Below are 20,558 nucleotides of genomic sequence, written 5' to 3'. Positions count from 1 at the left end.
TAACCCACCCTACGATGCCTACGATATCGGCCTATCAACCCGGATAGGTATAGGCCGTCTTCACGGTCGTGTAGAACTCGCGCGCATAGGAGCCCTGCTCGCGGGCGCCGTAGCTCGAGCCCTTCCGGCCGCCGAACGGAACGTGATAATCGACGCCGGCGGTCGGCAGATTGACCATCACCATGCCGGACTCGCTGTTGCGCTTGTAGTGCGAGGCGTATTTCAGGCTGGTGGTGCAGATGCCGGAGGCGAGGCCGAACTCGGTGTCGTTCGAGATCGCCAGCGCTTCCTCGTAGTTCTTGGCGCGGATGACGGCGGCAACGGGTCCGAAGATCTCCTCACGCGCGATGCGCATGTTATTGTTGGCCTCGGTGAACAGCGCCGGCTGGAGGTAGTGGCCGGGCGTCTCGCGCTTCAGCAACTCGCCGCCGAAGGCGAGCTTGGCACCCTCGTCCTGACCGATCTTGATGTAGCGCAGGTCCTGGTCGAGCTGGCTCTGGTCGACCACGGGGCCGATATGCACGCCGGCCTTGAGCGCGTCGTCCACCGACAGGCCGTTCAAGCGTTCGGCCACCGCCGCGACGAAGCGGTCATGGATGCCTTCGGTGACGATCAGGCGGGACGAGGCGGTGCAGCGCTGACCGGTCGAGAAATAGGCGCCGTTGACGGCGACCTCGACGGCGGTCTTGAGGTCCGCATCGTCCAGCACGACCAGCGGGTTCTTGCCGCCCATCTCGAGCTGGAACTTCTTCATCGGGTTCGACAGCACGCAGGCCTGCGCGATCTTGCGGCCGGTTTGCACCGAACCAGTGAAGGAGATCGCGGCGACATCCGGGTGATCGAGTAGCGTCTGGCCGACCACCGAGCCGGAGCCGACCACGAGGTTGAACACGCCAGCCGGAATGCCGGAACGGGTGATGATTTCGGACAGCGCATGCCCCGAGCCCGGCACAAGCTCGGCCGGCTTGAACACCACCGTGTTGCCGTAGCAGAGGGCAGGCGCGATCTTCCAGGCCGGGATCGCGATCGGGAAATTCCAGGGCGTGATCATGCCGACGACGCCGACCGGCTCGCGGGTGAGCTCGACGTCAAGGCCAGGACGCACCGAGGCGCCCTTCTCGCCGATCAGCCGCAGCGCTTCGCCGGCAAAGAACGCAAAGATCTGGCCGGCACGAGCAACCTCGCCGATACCTTCGGGCAGGGTCTTGCCTTCCTCGCGGGCGAGCAGACGGCCGAGCTCTTCCTTGCGGGCGAGGATCTCAGTGGAGATCTTGTTCAGCGCGTCGTAGCGCACCTGCGGCGTCGACTGCGCCCAGGCGGGGAAGGCGGCCTTGGCGGCGGCAATGGCCTTCTCGGTCTGCGCCTTGTCGGCCTTGGCGTATTCACCGACGAGATCGTTGGTGTTGGAGGGGTTGATGTTCTTGGTGACGCCGGAGCCGTCGACCCATTCGCCGCCGATGAAGTTCTTCAGGATCGCAGTCATCTCATTCCTCCAGGGGAAGTGTTCTCAACGCACGAGGCAAGGACGCTTGTCGTCGAAGGTCCAGCCGGGGATCAGGTCCTGCATGGCTGTAGCGTCATCGCGGGCGCCAAGTCCATGCTTCTTGTACAGCTCATGCGCGGCCTCGATGGCCGCACGGTCGATCTCGATGCCGAGGCCCGGACGATCCGGGACCGCGATCTTGCCGCCCTTGATCTGGAGCGGCTCCCTGGTGAGCGCCTGGCCGTCCTGCCAGATCCAGTGGGTGTCGATCGCGGTGACCTTGCCGGGGGCCGCGGCGCCGACATGGGTGAACATCGCGAGCGAAATGTCAAAGTGGTTGTTGGAGTGCGAGCCCCAGGTCAGTCCGTTGTCACGGCAGGTCTGGGCCACACGCACCGAGCCTTGCAGGGTCCAGAAATGGGGATCGGCCAGCGGAATGTCGACCGCACCGAGGCGCAGCGCATGGGAGAGCTGCCGCCAGTCGGTGGCGATCATGTTGGTTGCGGTCGGCAGGCCCGTGGCTCGGCGGAACTCGGCCATGATCTCGCGGCCGGAGAAGCCAGCCTCGGCGCCGCAGGGGTCCTCGGCATAGGCGAGGATGCCGTGCATGTCCTTGCAGAGGCTGATGGCCTCGTCGAGCGACCAGGCGCCGTTCGGGTCGAGTGTGACGCGCGCGCTCGGAAAGCGCTTGGCGATCGCGGTGACGGCCTCGATCTCCTGCTCGCCGCGGAGCACGCCGCCCTTGAGCTTGAAGTCGGCGAAGCCGTAATGATCGTGGGTGGCTTCCGCGAGCCGCACCACCGTCTCCGGCGTCATCGCTTCCTGATGGCGGAGGTTGAACCAGTCCGGCTTGCCGGTCTCGCCGCTGACATAGTCGAGCTTCGATTTGCGACGATCGCCGACGAAGAAGAGATAGCCAAGCGTCTCGACGCTCTTGCGCTGCTGGCCTTCGCCGAGCAGCGCCGCGACCGGCAGATTGAGATGCTGGCCGAGCAGGTCGAGCAGGGCGGATTCGATTGCGGTGACCGCGTGGATCATCACGCGCAGGTCGAAGGTCTGCTTGCCGCGGCCGCCGGCGTCGCGGTCGGCGAAGGTGGTGCGAACGTCCGCGAGGATGTTGTTCATCGCGCCGACCGTTTTGCCGATCACGAGGTCGCGGGCGTCCTGCAACGTCTGCCAAATCTTTTGCCCGCCCGGCACCTCGCCGACGCCGGTGTGACCGGCATTGTCGGTGAGGATGACGATGTTGCGGGTGAAGAACGGCGCGTGCGCGCCGCTCAAATTGAGGAGCATGCTGTCGCGGCCCGCGACCGGGATCACCTGCATCGCCGTGACGACCGGTGCGCCAGCGACTGGCGCGCCGGAGATATCAGCCTGGGCCATCGCATGCTCCTCCCTGTTGTCTTGCTTTATTCTGCCGCCTGTTGTGTCGATCCTGCGGCGGGCAGATTCTTCACCAGCGCGGTCAGTTCCGCAATCTCCTGCTCGGTGAGATCGGTCAGCGGCGGGCGGACCGGTCCGGAATCGCGGCCGATCACCTTCATGCCGGCCTTGATGATCGAGACCGCATAGCCCTTCTTGCGGTTGCGGATCGCAATCAGCGGCAGGATGAAATCCTTCAGGCCGGCGTGGATCGTCGCATGGTCGCGCTTGCGCACGGCGGCGTAGAAATTGGTGGCGAATTCCGGGACGAAGTTGAACACGGCCGAAGAGTAGGTCGTCACGCCCATGTCGAGATAGGGCAGTGCAAAGGTCTCGGCGGTCGGCAGGCCGCCGACATAGGTGAGGCGGTCGCCGAGCTTGGTGTAGACGCGGGTCATCAGCTCGATGTCACCGATGCCGTCCTTGTAGCCGACGAGGTTCGGGCAGCGCTCGGCGAGGCGGGCGAGCGTGTCGGGCTGGAGGATGGCGTTGTCGCGGTTGTAAACGATGACGCCGATCTTCACGGCGGCGCAGACGGCCTCGACGTGGGCGGCAAGGCCTTCCTGCTCGGAATGGGTGAGGTAGGGCGGCAGCAGCAGTAGGCCGTCCGCGCCCGCCTTTTCTGCGCCGATTGCGATCTCGCGGGCGATTGCGGTGCCATAGCCGGTGCCGGCGAGCACGGGCACGCGGCCCTTGGTCTCGTCGACGGCAGCCTTGACCACCTTCGGAACCTCGGTCGGGGTCAGCGAGAAGAACTCGCCGGTGCCACCGGCGGCGAACAGGCCGGCGACGTCATAGCCGCACAGCCAATCCATGTTGGCGCGGTAGGTCGCCTCGTCGAAGGAGTAATCCGCCTTGAACGGCGTAACGGGGAAGGACAGGAGGCCGGATCCAATCTTCTGGGCCATTTCCTGCGGGGTCATCTTGCTCATGGGCGCTGCTCCCTGCTCTCGTGTTTGTCGGGGACGCAACGCGGTCGCGCGTCCATGCGCCGTTGTTTAGGCAACCGTTCGATGCGCGTCCAAGCCAAAGCCTATATCGACCGATGCGGATTGAGCATCAATCTTCGATCACCTCGGCCGAGGACAATTCGCTGGCGATTTTCACCAGGGCGGACAGCAACGGATTCTCGTCGTCCCGGCGCCACACCATGAAGAGTTCGACGGGAACCCGCGTGCGCAGCTTCAGGGGACGCAGGCGGACGTCGGAGATTTTCAGGCCGGCAGCCGCAGCCGGCACGATGGCGAGGCCAAGGCCCGCGCGGACCATCGCAAGAATCGAGTGGATCTGGCTGAGGTGCTGGACATAGCGCGGCAGGATGTCGGCGCGGGTGAACAATGCCACCAGGAGGTCATGGAAGTAGCGGCTCTCGTAGGGCGAATACATCACGAAGGGCTGGTCGTCGAAGTCCTTGATTGTGATGCTGTCGGCATTCGCGAGCGGATGCTTTTTCGGGATCGCGGCGAGCAGGGGCTCGGCGACGACGCGGCGGCTGGTCAGCTCCGGCCGTGCGATCGGCGGCCGCAGCAGGCCGGCATCGATCTGGCCCGAGGTCAGCGCCTCGAACTGGTCGCCGGAGACCATTTCTTTTAGCGAGAAGTCGACCTCCGGCAACTTGGCGCGGCAGGCCGCGACCAGCTCGGGCAGGAAGCCGTAGGCCGCCGCAGCCGTAAAGCCGATCTTCAGCGAGCCGGTCTTGCCAAGCGCGATGCGGCGGGCCACTTGCGAGGCGCTCTCCGCGAGCTTGAGGATGCGCCGGGCCTCGGGGAGGAAGCTGCGCCCGGCCGGGGTCAGGCGCACAGAGCGGCTGGTGCGCTCCAGCAACGGCGCGTCGATGATGTGCTCGAGCACCTGGATCTGCCGGGATAGCGGCGGCTGAGTCATGTTCAGTCGCGCGGCGGCGCGGCCGAAATGCAGTTCCTCCGCCACCGTGACGAAACAGCGGAGCTGGTTGAGGTCGAACATCGATACATGCCTTAGATGGATAAGGCGTTTCCCCGGCACTTCTAGCATCGATCTCTCCCAAAACAAAGACGGCGGCCGTGAAGCCGCCGTTGAGTTGCCTGGTCAGCTCCGACAGGAGCCCTCAGGAGGAACGTTTGAGCGCCACGCGCTCGATCTTGCCGACCACCACCAGATAGGCGAACGCCGCCACCAATGCGTTGATGCCGACGAACACCAACGCGCCGTTGAAGGAGCCCGTCGCGGCCACGATGTAGCCGATCACGATCGGCGTGGTGATCGAGGAAAGGTTACCGAAGGAATTGAACAGGCCGCCGGAGACGCCGCCGGCTTCCTTGGGCGAGGTGTCGGAGACGACCGCCCAGCCGAGCGCGCCGATGCCCTTGCCGAAGAAGGCGAGCGCCATGAAGCCGACCACCAGCGCCTGGCCATCGACATAGTTGCAGGCGATGATCGACATCGACAGCAGCATGCCGCCGACGATCGGGATTTTGCGCGCCATGGTGAGCGAGCCGGTCTTGCGCAGGATGGCATCGGAAATGACGCCGCCCAGCACACCACCGATGAAGCCGCAGAGCGCTGGCAGCGTCGCGACGAAGCCGGCTTGCAGGATCGAGAGGCCTCGTTCCTTGACCAGGTACACCGGGAACCAGGTCAGGAAGAAATAGGTCAGCGTGTTGATGCAGTACTGGCCGAGATAGACGCCGAGCATCATGCGGTTGGAGAGCAACTGGCGGATGTGGTCCCACTTCGGGCCCGAATCCGGCGCGCGTTCGTCCTTCAGATCGTTCTTGGGCGCGTCGAGATCGACCAGCGCGCCGCCGTCCTTGATGTAGTCGAACTCGGCCTCGTTGATCGAGGGGTGCTCCTTCGGCCCGTAGACGGTCTTGATCCAGACGAGGCCCATGATGATTCCGAGCCCGCCCATCACGAAGAACACGTAGCGCCAGCCGTAATCATGGGCGATCCAGCCCATCAGGGGCGCGAAGATCACCGTGGCGAAATACTGTCCCGAATTGAAGAAGGCCGATGCCGTGCCGCGCTCATTGCCGGGAAACCAGGCCGCGACGATGCGAGCGTTGGCGGGGAAGGACGGTGCCTCCGCGACGCCGACCAGCAGGCGGAGCGCGAACAGCACGGTAACCGCGGCGCCGGCGCTGAAGAAGCCGACCCAGCCCTGCATCACCGTGAACAGCGACCAGACGATGATGCTGAACGCATAGACGAGGCGCGAGCCGTAACGGTCGAGCAGCCAGCCGCCCGGCACCTGGGCCACGACATAGGACCAGCCGAAGGCCGAGAAGATCCAGCCCATTGCGACGGGGTCGAGATGGAGTTCCTTGGAGAGCGCGGGGCCGGCGATCGACAGCGTGGCGCGATCGGCATAATTGACGGTGGTGACCAGGAACAGCATGGTCACGATGAACAGCCTGACGCGAGACCTCCTCGCGTCCGTTGCGGACACCACTGCGCTCATGGGCGCCTCCTTAGAACTCGAATGTTTCCTCAAGGCGACTCCTAGAGGCGCACGCGGGAAAGTGTCCAAGTTCAAGGCAGTATCGATTGATGCCGTTTTTGAATTGATGGAACGGCAGGTCGTTGGAACGGATTGTGAGGTGACGAGAAAATGCGAGCATTGTTGATGCGCGAGGTTATGCCGCGCACTCCGCTGTCATTCCCCGCGAAGGCGGGGAATCCAGCACGCCGCGGCCTCGCGATTCAATCACTGCCGTCACGGCGTACCGGATCGCCCGATCAAGTCGGGCGATGACACCGACCGTGTGGAAGCCGCGTCCTCACTACTGCCGCACGCCCGGCAGGAGCGGCGCCAGGAGTCCGCGGGTAACGCCCGGCGGCACCGCATCGAGGCCGAGCACTGCGCTCGCGGCGGGCAGCGTCGCATCCGCCATCGCGGCGTGGCCTTCGGCGCTCGGATGCACGGCGCCGCCATAGACGGCCGAGAGCACGCCCCAGGTCGCGTCGTGGATGTCGGTCGGCTGGCTCGCCGCCGGCAGGCCTTGCGGATAGGTCATCGCCGCGAAATAGCTGTCATTGGCATCGCGGATCCAGCGTGCGCGCGGCAGGTACGCGCGATATTCCGAGGCGCCGCGGCCGCACAGCATCGGTTGGCTCGCCCCGCTCACGATATCGGGATTGAAGCTCTGGCCGTTCTCGGCAAAGCAGGTGCGATCGAATTCCGGATCATTGCCGGAATGAGCGCAGAAGCCGTGATCGGCGAAAGCCGCCTGATGCGTGTCGACGAAGGTCATGCGGTCAGCCTCGGGATCGCGGCACAGCGCGCCGTGCGTGCAGGTCGCGAGCCCTTTCAGCTGCGGCAGGAACTCGGTGTCGACGAAGGTCGAGACGCGGGCGAGGCGCTGCGGATCGGCGTTGAAGGCGGGATGGACGTCGAAGCCGGCGCGGCCGCCGCGGCAGGGCACGCCGCCGTCGGCCAGCGCCGGATTGGCGTAGGAGACGTAGACCACGTGCGAGAGGTCGCCGCCGACCAGCGGCTTCAGCGCCTCGCGCAGCTTGACGAAATTCTGCGGCAGCTCGCGCTGGAGCGCATCGCGGGATTCGTCGACGCTCGCCATCACGCCGGAGCGCCGGAACAGTGCGCGTTCGGTCGCGGTTTCGACGATGACGTCGGCGACGAGGCCGGAGAAGTAGACGTCGTTGGCCCCGATCGAGAGCAGCACGAGATCGAGGTTGCGGTCCGGCTGGCGCTTCTTTGCCGCGGCGACCGCTTCGCGCAGCTCGGCGACCTGTGCGTTCACGCTGGTGTTGCAGACGCCGGATTTGCCGGGCGGGCATTCGCGGGCGCGCTGCGAACCGAGCAACCCGTCGCTGATGCTGGCGCCGGTGCAGGCGAGCGGCAGATAGGTGACGGCGATATGGGTGTAGCGCACCGCGAGCGCGAGTGCGGTGCGAGCCTGGTAGCTGTAGAGTGAACGGTGGCAGGGTGAATTGAACCAGAGCGCGCCGTAACGCTGCCAGTTGGCGAGCGTATCCGGCGCCTCGCAGGCGCGGCCACCCTTGAAGCCGGCGCGGCTCGGCCGGTAATACTGTCCGCCGGAGGTGCCGAGATAGGAGCGGAAGCAAAAGCCCTCGTCCGATAGCGCCAGCGGTCTGTCCGGATTGCCTTCGCCGGAGGCGATGCTATCGCCAAGGCCGGCGACGAAGATGTCGCGGACCTGGATCTCGGTTTGAACGCGCTGGCCCGGATCGGAGCCGGAGGAGACGTCGACGCTCGCTACCGTCTGCTTGCCGTAGCGGACCCGCAGATTGATGGGCTCGGCGCAGTCGAAGGTCGAGGTCTGCGGTCCGTCGCCGTCGTCGAACGACCATGCGCAGGTGGCGCCGACCGGCACTGCGCCGGTCAGGCGCACGGTGATGGGGTGGTCGATCGGGGTGATGTAGTTCTCTTTGACGTTGTCGCGCGTGCAGGGCTGGTTGACCCGGCCCTGGAGGTCGATACAGAGCCGGTTGACCATGTTGCGGGCCCAGCCGCGGCCCTCGCTCTGGAGCTCCAGCGACTGCTCGGCGGCGAGGATGCTGCGGTTACGCGCATTCTCGACATGCAGCTGGAAGTCGCGCTCCTCGCGGAACAGGCGAAAGCGGTTGCGGACTTCCCAGTTGATTTGCATCGCGCCGGCATCCTGCGCGGCGGCGGGCTGAAGCGGCAAGACGGTGAGGAGCCCGGCCAGCAGCAGGGCGCCCGCGAGAAATCGGTGAAGGGAAACGGCGATCATGGCCCGCGTCTTCAACGGCAAAGTTGAGGCGGAAATAAGAGGGCATCGCGCCATTGCCTGCAACCTTCGTTTGCCGCTTTTGCGGGCTGCAGGCGTGGTCGCTGGCCGGCCTCAACGTTTGTTGGCTTGGCGCAGTGACCGCTCGTGCTCAATCGCAGTCACCTGCCTGGGCAGGTTGGCCTGCGCGCAGGCTTCCGCCAGCCGCCGCCGCTCCTGCCACGGACGGACCACGTTCATCCAGAGCTCGCGGGTCCCCATGATGGAGATGGCGAGGCCGAACGGGATCACGAAATAGAGGATGCGAAAGACGAGCAGGGTCGCCAGCAGCTGCTCGCGGCCGAATTCTGGCAGCGCGACCAGCATGGCGGCGTCGAACACGCCAATCGAGCCGGGGGCGTGGCTGGCGAAACCCAATAGGGTCGCCAGGATGAACACCACCGCAAGCGACAGGAAATCCATCGGCGGATCGGCTGGTATCAGCAGGTACATCGCGAAGGCGCAGAAGCCGAGATCGACCACTCCGATCAGGATCTGCACCAGCGTCAGCGGCGCCGACGGCAGCACCACCTTCCAGCCCTTCTGGCCGAGCTCGCGGCGCTTCTCTCCCATGCTGAGCCAGACCAGATAGGCGGCAATGGAGGCGAGGCCGCCGAATGCGATCAACCGGTTAATCGACGACGGCAGCTGGTCCATATAGGAGGCCGCATCCGGATGGATCGCCATGCCGATCGACAGCACGAAGATGTTACCGAGCCAGAAAGTGAGCCCGGAGAGGAAGCAGATCTTGGCGACGTCGATCGCGTTCAGCCCATAATCCGAGTAGATCCGGAAGCGAATCGCTCCCCCGGTGAAGACCGTGGCGCCGATGTTGTGGCCGATCGAATAGGATGTGAAGCTCGAGAGCGCCGCGATGCGATAGGGCACGTGCTTCTTGCCGATCGTTCGCAGTGCAAAAAAATCGTAGAAGGTCAGTGTACAGAACGCGAAGAACACGCAAACCGCGGCAAGCCCGATATGCCCGCGGGGAATCTCGGTTAACGCGGTCAGAATGACGCCGGTATCGATGCCCTTGAGGGTTCGCAGCAGCGTGGTAACCGCGAAGGCGATGATCATCACACTCGCAGCAACACCCAGCCGTCGCCAGCCGATCCATCTCTTGAAGCCGCGTTTTAGCGCGGGCAGCAGTCCGTGCATTCATCCTCCCGGCGGGGGCAAGACCAACCCGATCGGGCCATGGGCCGGTCGGGTGCGATCGTTGTCAAAAATAGGCGTCGATCGCTAGGCATCTTCTAGATCATTAAGGCAAAAACAGCGACTTGTGCAGCCCTTGACAAGAACAGGTTCTGGGCCGGACCGGCCGTTTTGTCATACGTGGTTCACATGACACGCGCGTTAAGCATGTGAGTCGAGGGTTCAGCCCGGATCGCGCGTCCCAAGATTGACATGGTCTCAAATCTTGGCGCGGCAAGCCTTGTTCCGGCGCAAACCACATGAGGCTTTTTTGGAACGACGGTGCTGCGCGCAGGTTAGCGCCCCATCAGCAATCGAACACGGCGAAACGACAGGCTTTTCGTACAAGCCGGTACTGCTGTGTTCCCGAAACCTCCGAGGACCGGAACGATGGGACTGTTCACGAAAGACATCAAGACTATGAACGACCTGTTTGTGCATCAGCTACAGGACATCTATTACGCAGAGCAGCAGCTGACCAAGGCGCTGCCGAAAATGGCAGATAAGGCGACCGATCCGCAGCTGAAGCAGGGCTTTTTGACGCACCTTGAAGAAACCAAGCAGCACGTCGCGCGGCTCGAGGAGGTTTTCAAGATGCACGGCGCCAAGGTGAAGGCGGTCGACTGCCCGGCGATCGACGGCATCATCGAGGAGGCCGAGGAAACTGCAGGCGAGGTCGCGGACAAGGCGGTGCTCGATGCGGCGCTGATCAACGCGGCGCAGGCCGCCGAGCATTACGAGATCGTCCGCTACGGTAGCCTGATTGCCTGGGCCAAGCAGCTCGGCCGCAGCGACTGCGCCGCCGTGCTCGCCAAGACGCTTGAGGAAGAGAAAGCGACGGACAAGAAGCTGACGACGCTTGCCGAGAGCAAGGTGAACTTGCGAGCGGCGAGCTAGGTCAGGCTGATATCAAGGAGCGCCGCGCGGCCATCCCGCGCGGCGCTCTCATATCGGATATCCATCATTCGGCCATTGTCGAAGCATGAGGTGGGCCGACGGCGTATATGTCGTGTGCGGCTGCAATCGAGGTGGCAACATGCGCGCCAATACCATCAGATACGAAACCTTCGAGGCGAACGGTTCCTCACGCATCGGATCGCGCCTCGCAACCTCGCTGACGCTGACCGCGATGAGCCTCGGCTACGGCGTGGTGCAGCTCGACGTCACCATCGTCAACACCGCGCTCGACACCATGGGCCGGACTCTCGGTGGTGGCGTTGCCGAGCTGCAATGGGTGGTGAGCGCATACACCATCGCCTTCGCCGCCTTCATCCTGACGGCCGGGGCGCTCGGCGACCGTATCGGCGCCAAGCGCATCTTCATGGCGGGATTTGCGATCTTCACGGCGGCTTCGCTGGCCTGTGCGCTGTCTCCCAATGCTACCGTGCTGATCGGCGCGCGGCTGGTGCAGGGGCTCGCGGCGGCGATCCTGGTGCCGAATTCCCTGGCGCTGCTGAACCACGCTTATGCCGACGATCGCGCGCGTGGCCGCGCCGTCGCCGTCTGGGCCGCAGGCGCGAGCCTGGCGCTGACCGCCGGTCCCTTTGTCGGCGGTGCGTTGATCACGCTGGTGGGCTGGCGCGCGATCTTCCTGGTCAACCTTCCGATCGGCCTCGCCGGCCTTTGGTTGAGTTGGCGCCATGCCAGCGAGACCACACGAGCACGCTCGCGAGAGATCGATCTGCCCGGCCAGCTTGCCGCGATCGGCGCGCTGGGGTTGCTCGCCGGCGCGATCATCGAAGCCGGCGCGGTCGGATGGAACCATCCAGCGGTGATCGCGGCATTTGCGGCCTCGGCCGTCCTCGCGGCGCTGTTCGTCTGGCGCGAGAGCCGCACGGCGCAGCCGATGCTGCCGCTATCTCTGTTTAGCCACCGGCTGTTTACCTTGACCACGATCGTCGGCCTTCTCGTCAATATCGCGATCTACGGCCTGATCTTTGTGCTGAGCCTCTACTTCCAGCGGATCAACGGATTATCGGCGTGGTGGACCGGGCTTGCCTTCGTGCCGATGATGGGGGCGGTATTGCCGGTCAATCTGCTGGCCCCGCGACTTGCCGAGCGTATCGGACCGTGCCCGACCATTGCGGCCGGCGCTTGTATCTCGGCGTTCGGCTGTCTCGGCTTGGTCCGGATCGAGGCCGGGACCAGCTATTGGGCCATCTTTGCCCAGATGATCGCCATCAGTGGCGGACTTGGCCTGCTGGTGCCGCCGCTGACCTCGACCTTGCTTGGCAGTGTCGAGAAGGCGCGCTCAGGGGTCGCTGCGGGTGTCCTCAATGCAACGCGGCAGACGGGCAGTGTCCTTGGCGTCGCGCTGTTCGGCTCGCTGATCGCTTCCGACCGTACCTTCATGACCGGCCTTCACCAGGCACTCATCATATCGGCAGCCGTCCTGCTGATCGCGGCTGCCGTGATCGGCCTAGGTGCGAGAGCGACAACGCGTGCAATGTGAGCAGCTGCACACATTCTCTGTTCACCATTCCGGGAGCCAGCGCATAGCCAGTTACCGACTGTCCATCTCTGCCGGCTCTAGTGCGATTGGAAGAGGGGCCGGCGATGTATCAAGTTCTGTTTTGTCTCACGGAGCAGCATGACTGGCGCCTGGTCGCACTCGGCGGCGCCGTATGCCTGCTGGCGAGCGCTGCGGCAATCAGCCTGTTTCACCGCGCGCGAGCAGCGCTCGGCGGTGCCCGCCTGGTGTGGATCACGCTGGATGCCATCGTGGCCGGCTCCGGCATCTGGGCAACCCATTTCATTGCGATGCAGGCCTACGGGCCGGGGGCTGGTGGCGCCTACAATATCCCGGTAACGATCCTGTCGCTGATCTTTGCGATCGCGGTCACCTTCATCGGTCTCAGCATTTCGGTTTCGACGAGGCGCGGAGCTCTGGTCGCGCTTGGTGGGGCTGTTGTTGGCGGCGGTGTGGCTGCGATGCATTACACTGGCATGATGGCGTTCGAGATTCCGGCCCATGTCGGTTGGACCACTGCAACCGTGGCGGTATCGATCTTGCTTGGAATCGTCTTTGGATCTTGCGCCCTGTTCGTCGCAGGACGAGGCGATAGTCTGTCCAATGCCCTTGCCGCGACGATCCTGCTGACGGTCGCCATCGTCTCACACCATTTCACTGCGATGGGCGCACTGGAGTTGACTCCCGATCCTTCGCTCGCAATCAGCGGGCTGTCGATCCCACCAGCCTCGATGTCCTTTCTCACCGCCAGCGCCGCGGCGGCGATCATCGCAATCGCGCTGGTCGCGGCGCTGCTCGACCGCCGCGCCAAGGGTGAACTGGGGCGTCAGCAGATCGTGCTGGACACCGCGCTGGAGAACATGTCGCAGGGGCTGTGCATGTTCGATGCAGAGGGAAAAATCATCCTGTTCAACGAACGCTATGCGGCCATGCTCCGTCGCACCGACATGCCGCTCAACGGCCGCCTGCTGGTCGACGTGCTCAGGGAGGAGCAGGCCAGGGGCCAGTGGAAGGGCGATGCGGACGAATTCTTCGCGCGTCTCGTGGCCGACGCCCGCGAAGGCCGCACCACGACCGACGTCGTGACCAGGTTCGACCGTTCGATCCGCGTCGTCAATCAACCGATGGACGGCGGCGGCTGGGTCGCGACCTTCGAGGACATCACCGAGTGGCTGGAGGCGCAGGCCAAGATCTCGCACATGGCGCGCCATGACGCGCTGACAAATTTGCCGAACCGCGTGCTGTTTCACGAGCAGCTGGAACAGGGATTGCGCCGTGCAGGGGCGAACGACCAGCTCGCGGTGCTCTGTCTCGACCTTGACCATTTCAAGGACATCAACGACTCGCTCGGTCATCCCATCGGCGATGCGCTGCTGAAGGAAGTCGGCCGCAGGCTGAAGACCACTGTCGGCGAGCACGACACCGTGGCCCGCCTCGGCGGCGACGAGTTCGCCGTGGTCCAGATCGGCCGCTCGGAGGAGGCTGCCGCGCGGGCGCTCGCCGGCCGTCTCGTCGAGGTGATCTCCGCGCCTTACGAGATCGACGACCATCAGATCGTGATCGGCGTCTCGATCGGCATCTCGCTGTCGCCGCAGGATGGCAGCAATCCCGACGAGCTGTTGAAGAACGCCGACCTGGCGCTGTACCGCGCCAAGGCCGATGGTCGCGGCACCTATCGTTTCTTCGAGACCGGCATGGATGCGCGCGCGCAGGCGCGGCGCCTCTTGGAAATGGATCTGCGGGCGGCACTCCAGCGCAATGAGTTTCAGCCGTACTATCAACCGATCCGCGACGTCGTCAGCGATCGCGTCGTCGCCTTCGAGGCGCTGCTGCGCTGGAATCACCCGCAGCGCGGCCTGATCGCGCCCCTCAACTTTATTCCGCTTGCCGAGGAGACCGGACTCATCGTCCAGCTTGGCGAGCTCGTGCTGCAGAGCGCTTGCATGGATGCCGCGACGTGGCCGAACGATATCGGCGTCGCCGTCAACCTCTCGCCGGTACAGTTCAAGAATCCAAACCTGATCGCATCCGTGACCGAGGCGCTGGAGAAATCGGGCCTCGCGGCGCGCCGCCTCGAGCTCGAGATCACCGAATCCGTGCTGCTGCAGAACAGCGAGGCGACGCTAACCACGCTGCACGACCTGCGCGCGATGGGCGTGCGGATCTCGCTCGACGATTTCGGCACAGGCTATTCGTCGCTGAGCTATCTGCGCAGCTTCCCGTTCGACAAGATCAAGATCGACCGTTCCTTCGTGTCCGAGCTCGCCACGCGCGAGGATTCGGTGGCGATCATCCGCGCCGTGACCGGTCTTGGCCGCAGCCTCGGCATCGTCACCACGGCGGAGGGCGTCGAGAACGACGCGCAGCTCGAGTTGCTAAGGCGCGAGGGCTGCACGCAGGCGCAGGGCTATCTGTTCAGCCAGCCGCGGCCGGCCTCCGATGTCGCGATGATGCTTGACCGGCCGCGGCTGCGCGCTTCGGCCTGATCGGCTAGGCGCGGCGCAGCGCGAAATGCGCGCCGCAAAATGCCATCACGGCGCCGAGACACAGCGCTGCGAGACCCGCGAGCACGCCGGAAATGGTCGGGATCGGGCTCGGCGCCGAGGCCGCCTGTCCGGCGCCCGCGAGCAGGAGCACGCCGAGCGCGATCAGGAATTGCCGCATCCTTTGCGGGATCTGGCCGGAGACGGCGCTTTGCATCAACGTCGCGGTGAAATAGCCGCCGGAGAATCCGACGGTTGCGATCAGCCACCAGGCGATCGCCGCGCCGGTCGGCATGAACTCATGCGCGTCGGCGCGCCAGAGACCGCCGAGGTCGAGCCCGTAGCGCGCGCCGAGCATGTGCACCGCGAGTGCGAGCAGCACGCCCGCGATCATGGCAGCCCCGAGAATCAGGTGGCGCGGAAAATAGATCGTCTCAGCCATGTCTCGCTTGTAGGATGGGGGAGGGCGATTGCGCAAGCATATCGCAGACGGGATTGATGATCGAGATGCAGGTTTCGGATGCGCAAGGCGCCCCGGTCACGAGCTATGCCTACAAGGCGTCGCTGATCGGCTCGGCGCATCGCTTTGAGCTGACCGAGGCGGGATTGTCCTGGCACATCGCCGGTCGCTCCGGCGTCTGGCGCTATGACGACATCAGTGCTGTCAGGCTGTCGTTCCGCCCGGTCTCGATGCAGCAGCACCGCTTTCGCGCCGATGTCAGCCGCGCCAGTGGCGGCCGCATCGCGATCCTGTCGACGAGCTGGCAGACCGCCGCGCTGATGGCGCCGCAGGACAGCGGCTTTCGCGATTTTCTCGTCGAGCTGCATGCGCGGATGGCGAAGGCCGGTAGCCGCGCCGAGCTGACCGCCGGCCTCGGCCGCAAGACCTATGCGGCGGTGCTGGCGTTCCTGGCGCTGCTGGCCGTGGCGATGGCGGGACTGTTGATTCGCGCGCTGATGATTGGCGAATTCGCCGGCGTGTTGTTCATCCTCGGCTTTGCCGTGCTGTTCGCCTGGCAGGTCGGCGGCTTCGTCCGGCGCAACCAGCCGCGCAGCTACAGTTTCGACCAACTGCCTCGGTCCTTGCTGCCGTAGCGCTTGCAACCGGACGCAATCAAACGTGACTTCGCAGCCGCGCACGGGTCGCGCATCTTGCTCCGATGACAGTCACGGACCGCAGCACGCGCCTGCCGACGGCGGACGAGATCGCCGAGATCAATCGCACCCATCTGATCGATACGCCGCTTTGGCCGGCCGACCTGCTGTTTCTGTTCGGCACCCGCGAGGACGTTGTCCTCCGCGCCGAGACCGCCGCGCATCTGTGGCGCGAGGGTCTTTTCCGCTGGTCGATTGTCAGCGGCGGCGTGACGCCGGGCTCGGAGCAATCCGAGTGCATGATCATCAAGGCGGCAATGGTCGCCGCGGGCATTCCGGCAGATCGAATCCTCGAGGAGCATCGCGCGATGAACACCGGCGAGAACGTGATCCTCTCGCTGCCTGTGATCGATGCGGCGCTGGGACTGCACAACATCCGCAGCGTGATCTGCCTTGGCAACACCTGGACCGCGCGACGCTATCCGATGACGCTGCATCGGCATTGGCCCGAGGTGACCAAGCTGCTGCTCACCGTCGACAGTTTTGCGACGCCGCGCGCGCTTTGGTACACCGACCCGGAATTTCGTCGTCGTGTGCTGCACGAATGGGACAAGATCGAACCCTACAAGGCGAGGGGGTTCATCGCCGAATGGCCGGTGCGCTGACGGCCAGGGATTACTCCGTCGAGTCGAAATCCTCCTCCTTGGTGCCGAGCAGCGATACGATCGTGCGCAGGCCGGAATCGAGCTGTTCGAACGAAGGTGGAGCGAGCGCGAGCCGCACCGCATTCGGGGCATGGCCATGCGCGACCGCGAAGGTCGAGGACGGCGTCAGCGCGATGCCGCGCCGGGCGGCTGCGGCAACGAAGGTCTGCGAGCGCCAGTGCGGCGGCAGTGTCAGCCAGAGATGATAGGAGCGCGGATCGGCCGAGAGCTGGTGACCGGCGAGCAGGCGTGCCGCGGTCTGCTGGCGCCGCCCGGCGTCGATGCGCTTCAGCCGCGTCAACTCGGCGACAGTGCCGTCGGCCATCAATCGCTGTCCGGATGCGAGCGCGTGGCCCGAGGCGATCCAGCCGCCGGTGCGGACTGCGCTCATCACGCTCTCGCGCAAATGAGGCGGCGCGACGAGGATGCCGAGCGCAAGACCCGGCGCGACCTTCTTGGAGAGGCTGTCGAGCACGATGCAGCGATCCGGCCCGAGTGCCGCGAGCGGCGTGTCGTCGGCGAGGAAGCCGTAGACCGCGTCCTCGATGATGGTGAGATCAAGCTTCTCGGCAACGCGCATGATGTCGGCGCGTCGCGTCGCGTTCATGGTGACGCCGAGCGGATTCTGGATGATGGGCTGGAGATACAGCGCCGACAGATGCGCTTCGCGATGCGCCTTCTGGATCGCGTCGGGCCGCGCGCCATATTCGTCCATCGGGATCGGCACCAGCGTGATGCCGAGCCGCGCGGCGATGCTCTTGACGTAAGGATAGGTGAGGGCCTCGACGCCGCAGCGGCCGCCGGTCGGCACGAGCGCAGCGAGCGCGGCCGCGAGCGATTGCTTGCCGTTGGCGGTGAAGACGATCTGCTCGGCCTGTGGCGCAAAATCCTTGCGCGCGAGATAGGCCGCGGCGGCGTTGCGCGCGCTCTTGGTGCCGGTGCTGGTCGAGACGCGCAGCGCGGATTCGAGCGCATCGACGCGTTCGAGCCCGGCAAGACTCTTGGCGATCATCGCCCATTGCTGCGGCAGCAGCGGATAATTGACCTCGAAATCGATGCGCGCGTCGCGCGGCTCGGCGATGCTCTCGACCTCGCGCCTGATGTCGCCGGAAATGAAAGTGCCGCGGCCGACTTCGCCGACCACGAGGCCGCGGCGCAAAAGCTCCGTATAAACACGGCTCGCGGTCGAGACCGCAATGCCGCGGTCATAGGCAAAATTCCGTTGCGGCGGCAGCCGGTCGCCGGGCCTTAACGTGCCTTTAGAGATATCTGCGGCAATGGCATCCGCAAGCTTCACGTACTCGAACTTGGACATTATTGCACCGAGAGCAATGTTTTCCTTGCTCCGAGCAATGTACTGGAGCATTTAAGTTCCATCAAGTTCCGCGATTGAGCCGAGGTGAGCGAGAGCAATCCGATGGCAAATGAGGTGCAGGCGCTGCCAGCGTTTGCGCCAACGGCACCTGCTTCGCCGTGCGGGACGTAAGGCCGGAGAAGAAACATGACCACGATCTCGCAAACTGCCGGGCGGAGTTTACGCCCATCCTCGTCGAGCGGATTTTTTGCCACGCTCGTCAACGCCGCCTATGCCCTGTTCGACCGCCTGGAGCGCCGCACCGCCGTCAAGACGCTGAACGAGCTCGACGACCGCGCCTTGCGCGATATCGGGATCACGCGCAGCCAGATCGAGGACGCCGTCTACGGGCAGTTCAAGGCCGAACTGACACGGTATCTGTGAGCTTGCTCGCCTGTGTCCCGGACGCGCTGTTGCGCGGAGCCGGGACCCAGGAGACTACACGGTGCGCTGATACATGGGCCCCGGCTCTGCAGCGCACGGCTGAAGACTCTGGATTGCTTCGTCGCAACAGCTTCGCGCAATGACTGAGCAAACAGACACACCTTTTCCCTCTCGCGGCTCATATCGCCCGAGCTTTGCCCGTCGCCTCACCCTCATCTAAAAGGGCGCAGGGAAGACCGGGTGCCGGCTGGCGCCCGCGGTCCGCTGTGCGAAGGTTGCGCTACAAGAGGCTGCACAGCGGCATACAGGTGAAGCCGGAGACATCCCGGCCTCCCCTGGGGAAAACTAAAATGCTTATGGAATTGTAGAGGGCCGCATGGCCGCTTATGCGCTTGACGACAAGCTCGGATTATTGACTGAAACATTGGCCGTGACCGGAGCGCGACCGAGCCGAGCTGTTCGTTTGCGCGTCGCCGATCTCGATGCTCATCCGATCCGGCCGAAACTTTCTATGCCGAAATCAGCCAAAGGCGGTGGCCGCAATCGTGCCAAGAAAAAGCATGAACGGTACAGCGTTCCGATTACTGCGCCGCTCGCGGCCAAACTGAAAGAGGTGGCCAAGGGTCGCGCCGACGACGCCCCGCTGCTCGTCCGGCGCGATGGAAGTCAATGGGACGACAATCCCGGCCAGCGCTACGATCGTCAGATCGACAAGGTGGTGATCGCCATCGGCCGTGATCCGGCTGAAGTCACGGCCTATGCTTTGCGACATTCGAGCATCGTGCGTGCGCTCTTGCTCAACGTTCCGATCAGGCTGGTCGCATCACTTCACAATACGAGCGTTGCGATGATCGAGCGCACCTATTCGAAGTACATCACCGAACGCAGCGACGAAATTTCGCGCAGGGCACTATTGCAACATGAGCCGTGTGTCGGTGACAACATCGTTGCGCTCGCGAGTTAACGAAATTTGCTCATTCGGAAGTCACGACCGAAACGCTCCGTGACGCGCGGCTGCCGATCGCCCCCGATTATCCAATGCTTTTTTCGTCTTAACAATCAAGACGTTCATCGGGAACGCTGCCTTCTTTGGTGCATGCAATTTTGACGCCGCCAAGCGCATATACTCCGCGTCCCCTTTGCTTCGGCGCGATGCAGGACCAGCCGCTCCTTGAGTTGGCTTAGTTGGTATCTTCGTTTGTTCAGCGTACGCTGACTTCATCTTTGGCCATCGATGGCAGGCCGACATGACTGATGTGCTGCTCAGTCCCCGTGAGAAGCAATTTTTGAGGCGGTTAGCGGCTGGGAAAACGGATGCCGAGATTGCAAGCCACCTTAGTGGCAAGGCAAAACAGGTCGCGGGGCAGCGAACTCGGCTGCTCGCAAAGTTGGGCATCAGTTCGTCCGCAGAGATCGCAGACGCAGCCGAGCGGCTTGCGAGTTGGGGAACGTATCGCGGGGTTACCTGATGACTTCCCGGCGGGCTACCCATCGACCCGTTGATCAAATCAATCCCGATCACTTGTAGGACTTGCATCCTTGGATAGCGCTGCGCAGTCTCGCTGTCGGTCCCCAAATTTGCCTCCAATCGCCCTGGGATCGGCGGCGGGATGCGCGCGCCGAATGCAACGGCGCGGACGCCACGCCAAAGTTAATTAAGGATGGTATCTGGCGCTCAGGGTGACGTTTCGTAGATGGCTCGACGACATGCACAATTCGCGCATCCGCGACCATCGCTGTTGCACGGCAAGCTATTTCAAAATTGACGTCACGTCCGACTTATCAAATTGATCTGCGTGCAACGATGCATCTTCCAACCAGTCGTCTCTGTACATTCCAATTTGCTTGGTCTTTTTTTGAGTATGCCGCTTTGAGCATGCGGTAGGAATTTGCCCTCGGAGTTACTCCAGTGCAGCATCGGCTTTTTCGTTGCTCCCGTCATCGGGCGCAGACAGGTCGTTTCGCAGGCGCAGCATCACTCACTTCAAATTGGCGCAGCGCACCTTGATCTAGCTCAAGCAAGCGAACTTCGGAGCCAACCACGTTGGCTGTCGTGAAGTTTCAAACCTCTTGGAGACAGCAATGAAGCACTCACGTTCCGCCCTCGTGCTGACCGCCCTTCTCTCGACGCTGCTGACAACAACAACTTATGCGGCATCGAAGCATCAGCCATCGATAAGCGAAGCCCACTACAACGCGATGGAAAAGTGCGTCTCCCA

General features: G+C 64.0%; 17 protein-coding genes. 8 read left to right on the top strand and 9 right to left on the bottom strand.

Annotation, left to right across the window (positions count from 1 at the left end; genetic code table 11):
- Window positions 1-34 precede the first annotated feature (34 nt).
- From JQ587_RS18575 to JQ587_RS18545, 7 genes are all read right to left on the bottom strand, one after another.
- Window positions 35-1,483: an aldehyde dehydrogenase family protein gene (locus JQ587_RS18575; RefSeq protein WP_212301164.1), complete on the bottom strand. Its 1,449-nt coding sequence runs from the start codon at window positions 1,481-1,483 to the stop codon at window positions 35-37.
- Window positions 1,484-1,507: 24 nt separating this feature from the next.
- Entirely contained in the window at window positions 1,508-2,866 is a 1,359-nt protein-coding gene (gudD, locus tag JQ587_RS18570; protein WP_212426205.1) for a glucarate dehydratase, read from the bottom strand.
- 26 nt (window positions 2,867-2,892) lie between these two features.
- Window positions 2,893-3,837: a 5-dehydro-4-deoxyglucarate dehydratase gene (gene kdgD, locus JQ587_RS18565; protein ID WP_212426204.1), complete on the bottom strand. Its 945-nt coding sequence runs from the start codon at window positions 3,835-3,837 to the stop codon at window positions 2,893-2,895.
- Window positions 3,838-3,964: 127 nt separating this feature from the next.
- Window positions 3,965-4,870: a LysR family transcriptional regulator gene (locus JQ587_RS18560; protein WP_212426203.1), complete on the bottom strand. Its 906-nt coding sequence runs from the start codon at window positions 4,868-4,870 to the stop codon at window positions 3,965-3,967.
- Between the two features lie 121 nt (window positions 4,871-4,991).
- Window positions 4,992-6,344 (bottom strand): MFS transporter, encoded by a 1,353-nt coding sequence (locus JQ587_RS18555; protein ID WP_212426202.1) that lies wholly within the window; start codon window positions 6,342-6,344, stop codon window positions 4,992-4,994.
- A 322-nt stretch (window positions 6,345-6,666) separates the two neighbouring features.
- On the bottom strand, window positions 6,667-8,619 hold the full coding sequence (locus JQ587_RS18550) for an SGNH/GDSL hydrolase family protein (protein ID WP_212301159.1): 1,953 nt from the start codon (window positions 8,617-8,619) through the stop codon (window positions 6,667-6,669).
- Window positions 8,620-8,730: 111 nt separating this feature from the next.
- Window positions 8,731-9,813: a lysylphosphatidylglycerol synthase transmembrane domain-containing protein gene (locus JQ587_RS18545; RefSeq protein ID WP_212301158.1), complete on the bottom strand. Its 1,083-nt coding sequence runs from the start codon at window positions 9,811-9,813 to the stop codon at window positions 8,731-8,733.
- Between the two features lie 426 nt (window positions 9,814-10,239).
- Between JQ587_RS18545 and JQ587_RS18540 the strand changes: the two genes are divergently transcribed.
- The 3 genes from JQ587_RS18540 to JQ587_RS18530 all read left to right on the top strand — a co-directional run bounded on the left by JQ587_RS18540 (window position 10,240) and on the right by JQ587_RS18530 (window position 14,805).
- Window positions 10,240-10,746, top strand: coding sequence for a YciE/YciF ferroxidase family protein (locus tag JQ587_RS18540; protein WP_212301157.1), 507 nt, complete (start codon window positions 10,240-10,242; stop codon window positions 10,744-10,746).
- Between the two features lie 139 nt (window positions 10,747-10,885).
- Window positions 10,886-12,301, top strand: coding sequence for an MFS transporter (locus tag JQ587_RS18535; protein WP_212426201.1), 1,416 nt, complete (start codon window positions 10,886-10,888; stop codon window positions 12,299-12,301).
- A gap of 104 nt (window positions 12,302-12,405) precedes the next feature.
- Complete coding sequence (locus tag JQ587_RS18530) at window positions 12,406-14,805, top strand: bifunctional diguanylate cyclase/phosphodiesterase (protein WP_212426200.1); 2,400 nt, start codon at window positions 12,406-12,408, stop codon at window positions 14,803-14,805.
- A 4-nt stretch (window positions 14,806-14,809) separates the two neighbouring features.
- Here the strand turns inward: JQ587_RS18530 and JQ587_RS18525 are convergent, their stop codons facing one another.
- Window positions 14,810-15,244 (bottom strand): hypothetical protein, encoded by a 435-nt coding sequence (locus JQ587_RS18525; RefSeq protein WP_212426199.1) that lies wholly within the window; start codon window positions 15,242-15,244, stop codon window positions 14,810-14,812.
- Window positions 15,245-15,309: 65 nt separating this feature from the next.
- Here JQ587_RS18525 and JQ587_RS18520 point away from each other — a divergent pair, with 65 nt between their 5' ends.
- Together JQ587_RS18520 and JQ587_RS18515 are read left to right on the top strand one after the other, a co-directional pair.
- A complete protein-coding gene (locus JQ587_RS18520; protein WP_212426323.1) occupies window positions 15,310-15,897 on the top strand; it encodes a hypothetical protein in 588 nt (195 codons plus the stop codon).
- A 65-nt stretch (window positions 15,898-15,962) separates the two neighbouring features.
- Window positions 15,963-16,562: a YdcF family protein gene (locus JQ587_RS18515; RefSeq protein ID WP_212426198.1), complete on the top strand. Its 600-nt coding sequence runs from the start codon at window positions 15,963-15,965 to the stop codon at window positions 16,560-16,562.
- 10 nt (window positions 16,563-16,572) lie between these two features.
- Here JQ587_RS18515 and JQ587_RS18510 read toward each other — a convergent pair whose 3' ends face one another.
- Entirely contained in the window at window positions 16,573-17,916 is a 1,344-nt protein-coding gene (locus JQ587_RS18510) for an aminotransferase-like domain-containing protein (protein WP_212426197.1), read from the bottom strand.
- 186 nt (window positions 17,917-18,102) lie between these two features.
- Here JQ587_RS18510 and JQ587_RS18505 point away from each other — a divergent pair, with 186 nt between their 5' ends.
- From JQ587_RS18505 to JQ587_RS37180, 3 genes are all read left to right on the top strand, one after another.
- The gene (locus tag JQ587_RS18505) at window positions 18,103-18,339 is read left to right on the top strand and encodes a DUF1127 domain-containing protein (protein WP_212301151.1); all 237 of its coding nucleotides are present in this window, start codon (window positions 18,103-18,105) and stop codon (window positions 18,337-18,339) included.
- Between the two features lie 376 nt (window positions 18,340-18,715).
- Window positions 18,716-19,303: a site-specific integrase gene (locus tag JQ587_RS18500; protein ID WP_249154373.1), complete on the top strand. Its 588-nt coding sequence runs from the start codon at window positions 18,716-18,718 to the stop codon at window positions 19,301-19,303.
- A gap of 283 nt (window positions 19,304-19,586) precedes the next feature.
- Window positions 19,587-19,808: a response regulator transcription factor gene (locus JQ587_RS37180; protein WP_212426196.1), complete on the top strand. Its 222-nt coding sequence runs from the start codon at window positions 19,587-19,589 to the stop codon at window positions 19,806-19,808.
- Window positions 19,809-20,558: the final 750 nt, after the last annotated feature.

It is taken from the genome of Bradyrhizobium manausense, assembly GCF_018130615.1.
Taxonomy (GTDB): domain Bacteria; phylum Pseudomonadota; class Alphaproteobacteria; order Rhizobiales; family Xanthobacteraceae; genus Bradyrhizobium; species Bradyrhizobium manausense_A.
The sequence above is the reverse complement of the archived record's forward strand: the minus strand, read 5'-3'. Positions and strand labels throughout refer to the sequence as shown.

Excerpts from the sequence above, each read along its gene's own strand:
- JQ587_RS18510 (WP_212426197.1), bottom strand. The coding sequence starts at position 17,916 with ATGTCCAAGTTCGAGTACGTGAAGCTTGCGGATGCCATTGCCGCAGAT.
- JQ587_RS18575 (WP_212301164.1), bottom strand. The coding sequence starts at position 1,483 with ATGACTGCGATCCTGAAGAACTTCATCGGCGGCGAATGGGTCGACGGC.
- JQ587_RS37180 (WP_212426196.1), top strand. The coding sequence starts at position 19,587 with ATGACTGATGTGCTGCTCAGTCCCCGTGAGAAGCAATTTTTGAGGCGG.
- JQ587_RS18540 (WP_212301157.1), top strand. The coding sequence starts at position 10,240 with ATGGGACTGTTCACGAAAGACATCAAGACTATGAACGACCTGTTTGTG.
- JQ587_RS18545 (WP_212301158.1), bottom strand. The coding sequence starts at position 9,813 with ATGCACGGACTGCTGCCCGCGCTAAAACGCGGCTTCAAGAGATGGATC.
- JQ587_RS18520 (WP_212426323.1), top strand. The coding sequence starts at position 15,310 with ATGCAGGTTTCGGATGCGCAAGGCGCCCCGGTCACGAGCTATGCCTAC.
- gudD (WP_212426205.1), bottom strand. The coding sequence starts at position 2,866 with ATGGCCCAGGCTGATATCTCCGGCGCGCCAGTCGCTGGCGCACCGGTC.
- kdgD (WP_212426204.1), bottom strand. The coding sequence starts at position 3,837 with ATGAGCAAGATGACCCCGCAGGAAATGGCCCAGAAGATTGGATCCGGC.
- JQ587_RS18500 (WP_249154373.1), top strand. The coding sequence starts at position 18,716 with ATGGCCGCTTATGCGCTTGACGACAAGCTCGGATTATTGACTGAAACA.
- JQ587_RS18525 (WP_212426199.1), bottom strand. The coding sequence starts at position 15,244 with ATGGCTGAGACGATCTATTTTCCGCGCCACCTGATTCTCGGGGCTGCC.
- JQ587_RS18555 (WP_212426202.1), bottom strand. The coding sequence starts at position 6,344 with ATGAGCGCAGTGGTGTCCGCAACGGACGCGAGGAGGTCTCGCGTCAGG.
- JQ587_RS18550 (WP_212301159.1), bottom strand. The coding sequence starts at position 8,619 with ATGATCGCCGTTTCCCTTCACCGATTTCTCGCGGGCGCCCTGCTGCTG.
- JQ587_RS18505 (WP_212301151.1), top strand. The coding sequence starts at position 18,103 with ATGACCACGATCTCGCAAACTGCCGGGCGGAGTTTACGCCCATCCTCG.
- JQ587_RS18530 (WP_212426200.1), top strand. The coding sequence starts at position 12,406 with ATGTATCAAGTTCTGTTTTGTCTCACGGAGCAGCATGACTGGCGCCTG.
- JQ587_RS18560 (WP_212426203.1), bottom strand. The coding sequence starts at position 4,870 with ATGTTCGACCTCAACCAGCTCCGCTGTTTCGTCACGGTGGCGGAGGAA.
- JQ587_RS18535 (WP_212426201.1), top strand. The coding sequence starts at position 10,886 with ATGCGCGCCAATACCATCAGATACGAAACCTTCGAGGCGAACGGTTCC.
- JQ587_RS18515 (WP_212426198.1), top strand. The coding sequence starts at position 15,963 with ATGACAGTCACGGACCGCAGCACGCGCCTGCCGACGGCGGACGAGATC.